This window comes from Haloechinothrix sp. LS1_15, assembly GCF_033042135.1.
In the GTDB taxonomy this organism is placed as follows: Bacteria; Actinomycetota; Actinomycetes; order Mycobacteriales; family Pseudonocardiaceae; genus Haloechinothrix.
The window spans coordinates 101,319-113,699 of sequence record NZ_WBXM01000010.1 but is presented as its reverse complement, the minus strand read 5'-3'; the positions used below and the strand labels follow the sequence as shown (position 1 = coordinate 113,699).

14 protein-coding genes are annotated in these 12,381 nt (G+C 70.3%); 9 read left to right on the top strand and 5 right to left on the bottom strand.

Features of this window, described 5'->3' with window-relative positions:
• Positions 1-120 precede the first annotated feature (120 nt).
• The gene (locus F8178_RS15775; RefSeq protein WP_317495568.1) at positions 121-1,206 is read left to right on the top strand and encodes an NDP-sugar synthase; all 1,086 of its coding nucleotides are present in this window, start codon (positions 121-123) and stop codon (positions 1,204-1,206) included.
• 32 nt (positions 1,207-1,238) lie between these two features.
• Here the strand turns inward: F8178_RS15775 and F8178_RS15770 are convergent, their stop codons facing one another.
• From F8178_RS15770 to cofD, 3 genes are read right to left on the bottom strand one after another with little or no spacing between them, the layout of a single operon-like run.
• Positions 1,239-1,805 (bottom strand): NUDIX domain-containing protein, encoded by a 567-nt coding sequence (locus tag F8178_RS15770; protein WP_317495567.1) that lies wholly within the window; start codon positions 1,803-1,805, stop codon positions 1,239-1,241.
• Positions 1,799-3,169: a coenzyme F420-0:L-glutamate ligase gene (locus tag F8178_RS15765; protein WP_317495566.1), complete on the bottom strand. Its 1,371-nt coding sequence runs from the start codon at positions 3,167-3,169 to the stop codon at positions 1,799-1,801. The genes F8178_RS15770 and F8178_RS15765 overlap by 7 nt, the downstream gene beginning before the upstream one ends.
• Entirely contained in the window at positions 3,162-4,163 is a 1,002-nt protein-coding gene (gene cofD, locus F8178_RS15760; protein ID WP_317495565.1) for a 2-phospho-L-lactate transferase, read from the bottom strand. The genes F8178_RS15765 and cofD overlap by 8 nt, the downstream gene beginning before the upstream one ends.
• Before the next feature lie 469 nt (positions 4,164-4,632).
• Here cofD and fdxA point away from each other — a divergent pair, with 469 nt between their 5' ends.
• Positions 4,633-4,953, top strand: a complete 321-nt coding sequence (fdxA, locus tag F8178_RS15755) for a ferredoxin (protein WP_317495564.1) — start codon at positions 4,633-4,635, stop codon at positions 4,951-4,953.
• Positions 4,954-4,976: 23 nt separating this feature from the next.
• Entirely contained in the window at positions 4,977-6,104 is a 1,128-nt protein-coding gene (gene dapC, locus F8178_RS15750) for a succinyldiaminopimelate transaminase (protein WP_317495563.1), read from the top strand.
• A 54-nt stretch (positions 6,105-6,158) separates the two neighbouring features.
• On the opposite strand, the gene dapD is transcribed toward dapC, so the two are convergent.
• Together dapD and F8178_RS15740 are read right to left on the bottom strand one after the other, a co-directional pair.
• Positions 6,159-7,148 carry a 2,3,4,5-tetrahydropyridine-2,6-dicarboxylate N-succinyltransferase gene (gene dapD, locus F8178_RS15745; protein ID WP_317495562.1) on the bottom strand — a complete coding sequence of 330 codons (990 nt, stop codon included), beginning with the start codon at positions 7,146-7,148 and terminating at the stop codon, positions 6,159-6,161.
• Positions 7,149-7,190: 42 nt separating this feature from the next.
• Complete coding sequence (locus F8178_RS15740; RefSeq protein ID WP_317495561.1) at positions 7,191-7,625, bottom strand: hypothetical protein; 435 nt, start codon at positions 7,623-7,625, stop codon at positions 7,191-7,193.
• Positions 7,626-7,769: 144 nt separating this feature from the next.
• Between F8178_RS15740 and dapE the strand changes: the two genes are divergently transcribed.
• From dapE to F8178_RS15710, 6 genes are all read left to right on the top strand, one after another.
• Positions 7,770-8,867 (top strand): succinyl-diaminopimelate desuccinylase, encoded by a 1,098-nt coding sequence (gene dapE, locus F8178_RS15735; protein ID WP_317495560.1) that lies wholly within the window; start codon positions 7,770-7,772, stop codon positions 8,865-8,867.
• Positions 8,868-8,872: 5 nt separating this feature from the next.
• Positions 8,873-9,658 (top strand): TIGR00730 family Rossman fold protein, encoded by a 786-nt coding sequence (locus tag F8178_RS15730; protein ID WP_317495559.1) that lies wholly within the window; start codon positions 8,873-8,875, stop codon positions 9,656-9,658.
• Between the two features lie 95 nt (positions 9,659-9,753).
• Positions 9,754-10,326 carry a TIGR00730 family Rossman fold protein gene (locus F8178_RS15725; protein ID WP_317495596.1) on the top strand — a complete coding sequence of 191 codons (573 nt, stop codon included), beginning with the start codon at positions 9,754-9,756 and terminating at the stop codon, positions 10,324-10,326.
• 10 nt (positions 10,327-10,336) lie between these two features.
• Positions 10,337-11,269, top strand: a complete 933-nt coding sequence (locus F8178_RS15720; protein WP_317495558.1) for a glucosyl-3-phosphoglycerate synthase — start codon at positions 10,337-10,339, stop codon at positions 11,267-11,269.
• A 63-nt stretch (positions 11,270-11,332) separates the two neighbouring features.
• The gene (locus F8178_RS15715; RefSeq protein ID WP_317495557.1) at positions 11,333-11,665 is read left to right on the top strand and encodes a DivIVA domain-containing protein; all 333 of its coding nucleotides are present in this window, start codon (positions 11,333-11,335) and stop codon (positions 11,663-11,665) included.
• A 133-nt stretch (positions 11,666-11,798) separates the two neighbouring features.
• The gene (locus F8178_RS15710; RefSeq protein WP_317495595.1) at positions 11,799-12,362 is read left to right on the top strand and encodes a DNA-3-methyladenine glycosylase I; all 564 of its coding nucleotides are present in this window, start codon (positions 11,799-11,801) and stop codon (positions 12,360-12,362) included.
• The last annotated feature ends 19 nt before the right edge of the window (positions 12,363-12,381 follow it).

Below are 12,381 nucleotides of genomic sequence, written 5' to 3'. Positions count from 1 at the left end.
TCGTTGACTAGGGTAGGCCTTCACGGTCGACGGCGTCAGGCAATCGACCGGTCTGTCGCTTCACCGGTGGTGTGCGCCTCATGACGGGGCCCTCTCGTCGACAGTGGTAGGACTGAAACTATGACATTGCCGCGTCCGCGGTCGGCCGATGCCGTCGTGCTCGTCGGCGGCAAGGGTACCCGCCTGCGCCCGCTGACCCTGTCCACTCCGAAACCGATGCTGCCCACCGCGGGCGTGCCGTTTCTGACCCACCTCCTCTCCCGGATCCGGCAGGCGGGAATCAGGCACGTGGTGCTCGGGACCTCCTACAAGGCTGAGGTGTTCGCGGAGCACTTCGGCGACGGTTCCGCGCTCGGTCTGGAACTGGAGTACGTCGTCGAGGACGAGCCGCTCGACACCGGAGGCGCCATCCGGAACGTCGCGGGAGCGTTGCGCGCCGACGACGTGGTCGTGTTCAACGGGGACATCCTCTCCGGGGCCGATCCCGCCAGGATGCTGGATTCGCACGCGGCGGCAGGGGCCGACGTGACGCTTCACCTGGTGACGGTGGACGATCCCAGCCGTTTCGGCTGTGTGCCGACCGACGAAGGCGGGCGTGTCCTCCGGTTCACCGAGAAGTCGCCCGATCCGCCGAGCGACCAGATCAACGCGGGATGCTACGTGTTCCGGCGCGAAGTCATCGAGGAGATCCCGGCTGGGGTGCCGGTCTCGGTCGAGCGGGAGACCTTTCCCGGCCTGTTGGCCGCGGGCGCGCACCTGCACGGCGTGGTGGACGACTCGTACTGGTTGGACGTGGGAACCCCTGCGGCTTTCGTGCGGGGATCGGCGGACCTTGTGCGTGGCATCGCGCCGACCGCGGCGTTGCCCGGCAAGACCGGCGAGTCCCTGATGCTGGACGGAGCGCGGGTGGATCCCGACGCCATCGTCGACGGTGGCACCGCGGTGGGTGCGGGCGCGACGATCGAGCGCGGCGCTCGCGTGTCGGGCTCGGTGCTGCTCGACGGCGCGGTGGTCGCCGCCGACGCCGTCGTGTGCGACTCGGTGTTGGGAACGGATTCCCGGGTGGGGCGAGCAGCGGTGCTCGACGGCGCGGTACTCGGCGACGGCGCCGCGGTCGGGGCACGCTGCGAGCTCATCCCCGGCGCGCGCCTGTGGCCCGGCGTCACCATCCCCGACACCGGTATCCGCTTCTCGCCGGATGTCTGAGAGGTGGCGCTGAACGTGACGTTCAGCGCCTTCTACGGAACGGACGTGACGTTCGGCTCGCCCAGCCCGGCGGCCGCGGTGATCAACGGGACGAGGTCGTCGCTGCTTTCGGGGAGCTCGCGCACCGGCCACCAGCGCAGATCGGCGGACTCCGAGCTGCGGGCGGGCTCGGCCCCAGCCGGGGCGTGGCAGGCGAACCGGACATCCAGGTGCCTGGTCGGGACCCCGAGCGAGCAGGTGATCGGGTGGACGTCGAGGTGAACCGGTTCCGGGTCGATCCGTAGCCCGGCGATGCCCGACTCCTCTTCGGCCTCGCGGTGCGCGGCACCGGCCAGCGAGCTGTCGGTGCGCTCGCAATGCCCGCCGAGCTGGAGCCAACGCCCCACCCGGGGATGCAGGGTGAGCAGCACGAATCCGCCGGTGTGGTCGAGCACTACGGCCGAGGCGGTGACATGGCCCGGGGCGCATTCCCGCAGGCACGCGTCCTCGCGGGCGGCCAGGTAGGCGAGGAAAGCCTGCCGCAGCGACTCCTGTTCCGCCGCCGCCGGATGCCAGGCGCGCAGTGTCGCCGCCGCGTCGGCATGCGGTCCGTTCACCACTCCACCAGCCCTTCCGCCGGGTCGCGTGGCTGTCGGGGCGAGGGCGAGCCGGAGGCGGGATGGCCAACCGCGATCGCCCCGAGCGGTTCCCAGTCCGCTGCGAGCTCCAGCTCCCGGCGGACCACATCAGCGGCGAAGATGGTGGAGCCGACCCAGCAGGAGCCCAGCCCCTCGGCGGCGAGTGCCACGAGCAACGCCTGTACGGCCGCGCCACCGGCGACGGTGAACATGGTGTGCTCGCAGGCGGTGCGCCGGTCGTCCGGGTAGTCGTGCGCGCCGCGCGGTACCAGGAACGGCAGCACGAGCTCCGGGGCTGTGTATAGCAGCTCACCGCGCCGCACCCGTCGCTCCACGGCTTCGGGGGCCAGCCCGTCACCCGCCAGATCGGCCCGCCAGGCCTGGCGCATCGCATCCAGCAGCTTGCCGCGCAGCGCGCTGTCGCGCAGCCACACGAAGCGCACCGGCGAGGTGTGGTGTGGCGCGGGCGCGGTCAGCGCCGCCCCGACCGCCCTGCGTAACGCCTCCGGTTCGACCGGCGTCGCGGCGAAGTCGCGGATGGACCGTCGCAGCAGGACCGCCTCGGTGTGACCCTGCGCTCTTGCCTCGTCGACGCCGAGGCGGAAGAGGTCCTCATCGGCGGGCCGGATCAGATCGCTCGCGCGGGAGGAGTCGTCGGATACCGGCAGGCCACGGACGACAGCCACCGGGGTACGGGATAGCTTGCCCTTGACGAGATCGGCGGCGGAGGCGACCTCGTCGGCCAGCGCTACCTGGGTCACCGCCAGCTCGTTGCCGTCGCTGTCGGTGGCGCCCGCGTATGAGCACAGCACAGGCAGGCCGCTCGCTCCGATGGCGGCATCGGTCTGGCCGAGACGCCACGCCCGCCCCATCGTGTCCGTGATCACGACGGCTACCTCGACACCGAGGCGCTCGTCGAGACCGCGGCGCAGCGCCGCCGCCGAGGCGTCGGGGTCGGCGGGCAGCAGTGCGACCTCGTTCGCGGCCACGTTGGACGCGTCGACGCCGGCGGCGGCTTGCACGAGGCCGAGGTGGTTCTCGGTGATGAGCGTGCGGCCGAATCGGGCGAGAACCCGCACCGTTTCGGTGTCGATCAGCTCGCGGCGCGCGGCGTCGCGAGCCTCGGGATCGGACGGTACCGGTACCAGCCTGCCCTCGGCCTTGGACACGATCTTGCTGGTGACCACCACGATGTCGCCGGACCGCAGCCACGGCGCCGCGGTCGCGATGACCTCGGCGAGGTCGGCTCCCGGGCGGATCTCGCCGATGCCGGGCACGCCGAACAGCTCGACACCGGCGGCGGCATGATCGCGATGTGGGCTCGCTGTGCCGTCCCCCTCAGTCAACGCGACACCCGGCCATCGCGATCGCGGTACGGGCCATCGCCGCCGTGGCTGGCACGTCCGACATCATCAGCGGGATGTCGCGCACCTCGACACCCGGCACATCCGCGCTCTCACCCTCGGCGATCAGCCAGCCGTCGAGGATGCCGGTGTCGCTGTGCGCCCGTGAACCGTAGTGCCTGCCGACGGCCTCGGCCGAGGACTCGACACCGATGGCGGCGAGGCAGGCGTCGGCCATCCCCCTGACAGGCTTGTTGCCGACGATGGGGGAAAGCCCGACCACAGCGGCCCGCGCGGAGCGGATCGCTTCCACCGTTCCCGGTATCGCCAGCACGGTGCCGATCGACACCACCGGATTCGACGGAGCGAGCAGCACGACATCGGCTTCGGCGATGGCATCGAGCAGCCCCGCCGCGGGGGCGGCCTCCTCCGAGCCAACCGGGACGATCGAGTGGGCGGGCAGCGAAGCCTTGTAGCGCGCCCACCATTCCTGGAAGTGCACCGCCTTGTGCTGATCGGGATTGTCCGGATCGTCGATGACCACGTGCGTCTCGACCCGCTCGTCGGTCATCGGGAGCAGCCGCACACCCGGTTGCCAGCGCTGGCACAGTGCCGCCGTGACCTCGGACAGCGGGTATCCCGCGCGGAGCATCCTGGTGCGGACCAGGTGGGTGGCGATGTCCTTGTCGCCAAGGGCGAACCAGGTCGGCTCGGCGCCGTAGGCGGCGAGCTCGGCCGATACCGTCCAGGTTTCCCCAGCGTGCCCCCATCCCCGCTCGGTGGCGACCCCTCCCCCCAGCGTGTACATGCAGGTGTCCAGGTCGGGGCAGACACGCAGCCCGTGCATCCAGACGTCGTCACCGGTATTGACGATGGCGGTCACGGAGTGCTCCGCACCCTCGGGTGCCGGTCCGGTGGCGGGAAGTCCGAGTGCGGACTTGACCCCGAGCAGGAACCGGGCGCCGCCAACCCCGCCCGCGAGAACAACAACCTTCACGAATGCTGATCCTCGCACGTCGCCGGGGTCCGGCGGTACTGGGACTTCTGCACAAGACAGGTTGTCCGCCCGCCCACTAACCACCACCTCGACCGGAGTCGTTCCGGACCGTATCCCTGTCACCGCCGGGCGAGGGCGCGTTGGCTCCGCTGAGACCGCAGGGGAGGTCTCGGTCACAGCTTGGTGGTGTGGTGGGCATCACCGCCTGCCGCGCGGGCCGTGCCTGCCGTGACCAGCCGGTGTGCCGGCTCACGCCCGGCACGGACCGGCGAGGAGCGGCACGGACCAGCACGGAACCTGCGCACTTCGCGGTTCGCCGATTGTCATGTCGCGGTACCGGCAGGCATGGTGAAGGTGTACCGCCCAGCGGAAACCAGCCCAGCTAAGGGTGGCCTCACCGGCGCGTGTTCGGGCGGTCGGCGTAATCTGCTCATGGACGGACAGGCACGTACGGAAGTAGGAGTGCGTAGTGACCTACATAATCGCCGAGCCCTGCGTCGACGTTCTCGACAAGGGATGCATCGACGAGTGTCCAGTTGACTGCATCTACGAAGGGGAGCGGATGCTCTACATCCACCCCGATGAATGCGTCGACTGCGGCGCTTGCGAACCCGTCTGTCCCGTCGAGGCCATCTACTACGAGGACGACGTTCCGGACGAGTGGGCGGCTTACACCAAGGCCAACGTCGACTTCTTCGATGAGCTCGGTTCGCCGGGTGGCGCGGCCAAGGTCGGTAAGACGGCCAACGACCCGCAGTGGATCAAGGACCTGCCCCCGCAAGCCGAGTGAGCTCCCCAGCGGAGTGGCGCCGCGTGGCCGGTAGCGCGCCGGTGACGCTGCCCGACTTCCCGTGGGACTCGCTGGCCCCGTACCAGGAGGCAGCGCGCTCCCATCCTGGCGGGGTGGTCGACCTCTCGGTCGGTACACCGGTCGACGCGGTGCCCGACACCGTGCGCGCGGCACTGGCAAGCAGGTCCGAGGTGCCCGGCTATCCTGCGACGCACGGCACGCCCGAGTTGCGCCGGACCGTGGTGGAGGCGCTGCGCCGTAGGCACGGCGTCACGGGCCTGGAACCGAACGCGGTGTTGCCGACGATCGGGTCCAAGGAGATGGTGGCCTGGCTGCCCCGGCTACTCGGAATCGGCCAGGGCGACACCGTGGTGATACCGGAGGTGTGTTACCCCACCTACGAGGTCGGTGCGATGCTCGCGGGCGCGCAGGTGACCCGGGCGGACTCGCTGACCGCGCTCGGGCCTGCCAGGCCGTCGATGATCTGGCTGAACTCGCCGTCGAACCCGACGGGGCGGGTACTCGGCACCGACCACCTCCGCAAGGTGGTCGACTGGGCGCGTGAGCGGGGAACCGTCGTGGTCTCCGACGAGTGCTACCTGTCGCTGGGCTGGGACGCCGAACCGGTGTCCGTCCTCCACCCCGATGTGCACGGTGGAAGCCTGCACGGCGTGCTGGCGCTGCACTCGCTGTCCAAGTCAGCCAATATGGCTGGTTACCGTGCCGGGTTCGTCACCGGTGACCCGGAGCTGGTGGCGGAGCTGCTCGGCGTGCGCAAGCACGCAGGCATGATCGTTCCCCGGCCGGTGCAGGAGGCCATGCGTGCCGCACTGGCCGATGACGAGGCGCTCGCCAGCCAGCGTGCGCGTTACGCAGGGCGGCGCGAACTGCTGCGCCCGGCGCTGGAGGAGTGCGGCTTCCGCGTCGACCATTCCGACGCGGGCCTGTACCTGTGGGCCAGTCGCGACGAGGATGCGTGGGACACCATCGGCTGGCTCGCCGAGCTCGGCATCCTGGCCGCTCCCGGCACGTTCTACGGGCCCGCGGGATCGCGGCACGTGCGTATCGCGCTGACCGCGACCGACGAGCGGGTCGACGCGGCCATCGCCCGGCTCGGCGCGGCGGCGCAGGCCGGCGGCAGCGCCCGCTGAGACGCCCCGCGCGGGCCTTCCGGCCCGCGCGGCGACGTCCGTGCGTGATGCCTTTCAGTCGTTGGCGTGCAACGCGGAGTTGAGCTCGACCCCGCTGCCTTCCCGGCGTACCGCCTCGACCGCACCGGTAGCGGAGTTCCTGCGGAACAGCAGCCCCGAGATGCCGGAAAGCTCGCGGGCCTTGACGAGCTTTCCGTCGAACGCCAGCTTCGTGCCTGCCGTGACGTACAGCCCCGCTTCGACGACACAGTCGTCACCCAGCGAGATCCCGATACCCGCGTTGGCGCCGACGAGGCAGCGCTTGCCGACAGCGATGACCTCCTTGCCGCCGCCGGACAGTGTGCCCATGACAGAGGCGCTGCCGCCGAGGTCGCTGCCGTCGGCGATGACCACACCAGCGGAGATGCGACCTTCCACCATGGACGACCCGAGCGTGCCTGCATTGAAGTTGACGAAGCCCTCGTGCATCACCGTCGTCCCGGTTGCGAGGTGGGCGCCCAGCCGCACCCGGTCGGCGTCGCCGATTCGCACGCCCAACGGGATCACGTAGTCGACCATGCGGGGGAACTTGTCGACCCCGTACACGGTGACCTGGCCGCGGGTGCGCAGCCGCATCCTCGTCGACTCGAACCCGTCCACGGCGCAGGGTCCGTGGTTGGTCCACACCACGTTGGACAGCAGGCCGAAGATGCCGTCAAGGTTCTGCCCGTGCGGTGCGACGAGCCGGTGGGACAGAAGGTGCAGGCGCAGGTACACGTCGTGGGCGTCGGCAGGGGCATCGGCGAGTGTGCCGATCGAGGTCCGGACCGCCACCACCTCGACGCCACGCTCGGCATCGTGACCGAGAACCTCGGCGGCTTCCTTGCCGAGCACCTCGATGGCCTCGTCGGTCGTCAGCCGCTGCGACCCGCCGGTCTCACCAGGCTCGGTCAGTTTCGGGTTCGGGAACCATGTGTCGAGGATCGCGCCGTCGGCGGCGACGTTCGCCAGGCCGACGCCCGTGGCGCCGGTGCTTGTGGAGGGGGATACCTGTTCACTGCTCACGGCCTCACCGTAGCTGAACCGCAGCGGCGGTCCCGGCGGCGGTCAGGGCAGCTCGCGCTCCATCTGCTGCTGTGCCTGCTCGACGGCTTCGGCGAGCTCGACCAGTGTGTCCTCGCAGAGCTGCTCGGCACCGGCGTCGGCTGATCCGCACCGGTTGTCGCGGTACACCGCGACCCGGGAGGCCATCCGTTCGGCGGATTCCGACAGTTGGGGGTGGCCTTGCTGAGCGCTCTCGGTCATGGTGCCCGCGGTGTTGCCGACCTGCGTGACGAACCTCTCGCAGGTGTGCGGTTCCTGCTCGGTCGGCCGGGTGTGGCAGGGGTCCGCGGTGAGCGCGCCGAACTTGGTCCGCAGCAGGTCGAGTTCGCCGGGCACGTGGTCGTCGATCTCCCCCTCGTCCGGGACGTCCGGCCCGCAGGCGGTCAGTACCAGGGCAACGAGGACGCCGACGGTGACCAGGATGCTTCGCATGCGCACCCCCATACGGTAGCGCGCGCTCGGCGGGCGTTGCGGGCCGACCGGGGCTGCGGGTGGGAAGGACCCCGCGGACGGCACGGTGTGCCGGTGGCGCGGGGTGTGTGCGCGACCAGGCCGGGCGCCGCTCGCGGGTACGCTGCGGTCATGGCCACACTCGATCTCCATGCCGATCCGGTGGACCTCACCGCGGCGCTGGTCGACATCCCGAGCGTCTCGGGCGAGGAGCGGCTGCTTGCCGACACCGTCGAGGCGGCGCTGCGCGACCAGGCAGGTCACCTCGAGGTGGTGCGAGACGGCGACGCGGTGCTGGGGCGGACCGACCTCGGCAGGCCCGCGCGGGTGGTGCTCGCCGGCCACCTCGATACGGTGCCGGAGAACGGCAACCTGCCGGTGCGTCGCGAGCACGGCCCGGACGGTCTGCGGTTGCACGGGCTGGGCACGGTGGACATGAAGGGTGGAGACGCGGTCTTCCTGTCCCTGGCGGCCACCGTGACCGAGCCCCGGTTCGATGTGACGTTCATTTTCTACGACTGCGAGGAGGTCGACGCCGCCCGCAACGGGCTGGGCCGTCTCGAACGTCACCGGCCCGAATGGTTGCGCGGTGATCTCGCCGTGGTCGGTGAACCATCGAACGCGGTGATCGAGGCCGGCTGCCAGGGGTCGCTGCGGTTCGAGCTGCGCTGCCGTGGCACACGCGCGCACACCGCCAGGGCCTGGATGGGGCACAACGCCGTCCACGACCTGGGTGAGCCGTTGCGGCGGTTGGCGGAGTACCGGCCGAGGGAGGTTACCATCGACGGGCTCAGCTACCGCGAAGGGCTGCAGGCGGTGGGGATCGGAGGAGGTGTCAGCGGCAACGTGGTTCCGGACGAGGCGGTGCTGACGATCAATCACCGTTTCGCGCCTGACCGCACGGTGGAGCAGGCCGAGGAGCACATGGCCGAGGTTTTCGCAGGCTACGAGCTCACCGTGGTGGACAGGTCGCCACCGGCCATGCCGGGGCTCGGCGCGAGTGCTACGACCGAGCTCGTCCGTGCCTCCGGCGCCGACCCGGTGGCCAAGCTCGGGTGGACCGACGTGGCGCGGTTCGCCGCGTTCGGCACGCCGGCGGTGAACTTCGGCCCAGGGGATCCGACCCTGGCGCACACCAGGCAGGAGAACGTGGCGGCCGAGGAGATCACCAGAGTCGCCGACGTCCTGCGGAACTTCCTCGCACCGGACGGGCACGAGCGTTTAGTGTGACGGCCGTGGCTGATCACGACACCGACGCCGGGTTCGACTACCCGGAACACCCCAGGGAGAAGCACCGGGGGCCGGTGGTCCTCCGCCGTAGCAGGCGCGTGGAGGCGACCACCACCGACCAGCGCCTGCTGGACAGCAGGGGGCCGACGGACTGGGTACACACCGACCCGTGGCGGGTGCTGCGGATCCAGTCCGAGTTCGTGGAGGGGTTCGGCGCGCTGGCCGAGGTGCCGAGGGCGGTGACCGTCTTCGGCTCGGCACGGACCGGTCGGGACGAGCCCGAGTACCAGCTCGGCCAGGATCTCGGTGCCGCCCTTGTCGACGCGGGCTTCGCGGTCATCACCGGCGGCGGGCCGGGATCGATGGAAGCCGTCAACCGGGGAGCGTCCGAGGCAGGTGGGCTGTCCATCGGCCTCGGTATCGAGCTGCCGTTCGAGCAGGGGCTCAACCCGTGGGTGGACCTTGGTGTCAACTTCCGCTACTTCTTCACCCGCAAGACCATGTTCGTCAAGTACGCGCAGGCGTTCATCTGCCTCCCCGGTGGGTTCGGCACCCTTGACGAGCTGTTCGAGGCGTTGACGCTGGTCCAGACGAAGAAGGTCACCAAGTTCCCTGTGGTGCTGTTCGGCTCGGACTACTGGGGCGGGCTGTACGACTGGATCGAGCGCACGGTGTGCGCCGACGGCAAGATCAGCGAGTCCGACATGAAGCTGCTCCACCTGACCGACGACCTCGCCGACGCGGTCGCCGTGGTGGGCGAGGCCTACCGGAGCTGGGAGGCCACCCACTAGGAACGCCCCACCCGCAGTGGGGCGAAGGCACCCGCCCGCCCTGCGCGGCTGGGCTGTCCTGGCCGGTGCTTACACTCCGGGGTGTGGAGACGGGAATCGATGCCATCTGTGTGTTCTGCGGATCCGCCACGGGTTCCGAGCAGCGTTACGCCGAGCGGGCGGGCGAGCTGGGCACGTTGCTCGCGCGGGAGGGCATCCGGGTGATCTACGGCGGGGCACACGTCGGGACCATGGGTGTGCTCGCCGATGCCGCGCTCGCAGAAGGCGGCGAAGTCACCGGGGTCATCCCGGAGAGCATGGTCGACAGGGAGCTGGCACACCGCACGCTCACCGAGCTGCACATCGTCGCCGGGATGCACGAGCGCAAAGCCATGATGGCTGGTCTGGCCGACGCGTTCATCGCGCTGCCAGGGGGGATCGGCACGCTGGAAGAGCTGTTCGAGATCTGGACATGGCGGCAGCTGGGGCTGCACGGCAAGCCGCTCGGCCTGCTGGACGAGGCCGGGTTCTTCCAGCCGTTGCTGCGCATGGTTGACCATATGGTCGCAGAGGGATTCCTGGACCCGGCCAACCGCGACGCGCTCGCCGTCGACCGCGAACCCTCCGGGTTGCTGCGCGCTGTCACCGCGGGCGCCGCGCAGGCACGCCCGGACGGTGCCGCGGAGTGAAGGCGGGGTCGTGAACGCCCCCCGCACCTACCAGGAACAGCCGTGGTCTCGGTGGCAGCTGGAGCGTGCCAAGGGGAGTCGCACGGTCTCGGTGGTGCTTCCCGCACTCGACGAGGCGGACACCGTCGGCGACGTGGTCACCTCGGTACTGCCGTTGCTTGGCACGCTGGTGGACGAGCTGATCGTGCTCGACTCGGGGTCGACGGACGGCACGCCGGAGCGCGCGGCAGCGGCGGGCGCGCGCGTGGTGGACTGGCGGGAGGTTCTGCCGGACGTCGAGCCCGTCCCTGGCAAGGGTGAGGCGCTGTGGCGGTCGCTGGCGGCGACCACAGGGGACATCCTGGTGTTCCTCGACTCCGACCTGGTCGACCCCGATCCGGCCTTCGTCCCGGGACTGCTGGGTCCGCTGCTGTGCGACGAGGGGGTGCGCATGGTGAAGGGCTTCTACCGACGGCCGCTCCGGCTGGAGAACGAGGAGCGGGATTCCGGCGGGGGACGGGTCACCGAGCTGTTGGCCCGCCCGGCGCTGGATGTCTTCCGGCCCGCGCTCGGTGGGTTGATCCAACCGCTCGGTGGTGAGTACGCGGCGACCCGCGAGCTACTGGAATCGGTTCCGTTCGCCGCGGGGTACGGCGTCGAGATCGGGCTGCTGCTCGATGCCGAGGAGCGTTACGGTGTCAGCTGCCTCGCGCAGGTCAACCTGGGGGTGCGCAAGCACCGTAACCGTTCGCTGTTGCAGCTGGGCGTGATGGCCAGGCAGATCCTCGGTACGGTCGTGGCGCGATGCGTGCCGGGTGATGTCACCGGCTGGCAGCAGGACCGGGAGGCGACGCTGACCCAGTTCGTCCAGGTCGCGGGCGAGTGGTTGCCGAAAGACACCACGGTCACCATCGCGGACCGCCCGCCCATGTGCCGGTACCGCGCGCGAGCTGGCCGCCGGTAGCGCGCCACCGGCGTGGTACGCGGTCGCTGCACCGTGTCACGCTCGGTATGCCAGGATCGTCGCGTGACCACCATGCTCATCTACCTGCTCGTGATGGTGCTCGTCGGGGCGGTGGTGTTCCTGCTGGCCGCTGTCGTGTTCGGCAGGGGCGAGGAGCTGGAACCGCTGCCGCCGGGTACGTCGCCGACCCGCCTGCCAGCCGAGGACGTCACCGGCGCTGACGTCGCGGGGGTGACGTTCCAGGTGGTGCTGCGTGGGTACAAGATGAGCGAGGTGGATTGGGTGATGCAGCGGCTCGGTCACGAGCTCGACGAGCTCCGTGACAGGGTGGCGATGCTGGAGCGGCGGTGCTCGGAGGCGGGCGTGCCGATCGACCAGGAGACGCAGGGCCAGTAGAAGGGCGCGGCGGGTGTCAGGCAAGGAGTCGGGCAGCGATTCGGGCGACCGGCAGGTGGACGGGTCGGGCGCGGTGGCCGTCGAGGCGGCCGCTGGCGAGGACGAGTCGCACGAGGTCGCCGGTGACGACCGTCTGCTGCTCGGACAGGACGGTCTCGCACGGTGCCCGTGGGCGAACAGCGCCACCGACTATGCGGTGTATCACGACACCGAGTGGGGTGTCCCGCTGACCGGTGAGATCGCGATGTTCGAGCGGCTGTGCCTCGAGTCCTTCCAATCCGGCCTGTCGTGGCTGGTGATCCTGCGCAAACGGGAGGCGTTCCGGCGTGCTTTCGCGGGGTTCGATCCGGCGCGGGTCGCCGAGTTCGACGCCGGTGACGTCGAGGAGCTGGTGCAGAACCAGGCGATCGTACGCAACCGCGCGAAGATCGAAGCGGTGATCGCCAACGCTCGGTTGATCCCTGGGCTCGAACTCTCACTCGACGAGCTGTTGTGGTCGTTCGCCCCTGACCCTGCCGAACACACCCGACCCACGAGCCCGGACGCGGTGCCCTCGACCAGCCCGGCCTCCCGCGCCATGGCCGCAGAGCTCAAACGCAGGGGGTTCTCCTTCGTCGGCCCCACGACATGCTACGCGCTCATGCAGGCCACCGGCATGGTCGACGACCATGTCGAGGGCTGCTGGCTGGCGGAGTAGACCCGCTCGGATGGGGGAG

Bases quoted from the DNA above. Each gene is read 5' to 3' on its own strand.
- F8178_RS15775 (WP_317495568.1), top strand. From the start codon at position 121: ATGACATTGCCGCGTCCGCGGTCGGCCGATGCCGTCGTGCTCGTCGGC.
- dapE (WP_317495560.1), top strand. From the start codon at position 7,770: ATGGCCACACTCGATCTCCATGCCGATCCGGTGGACCTCACCGCGGCG.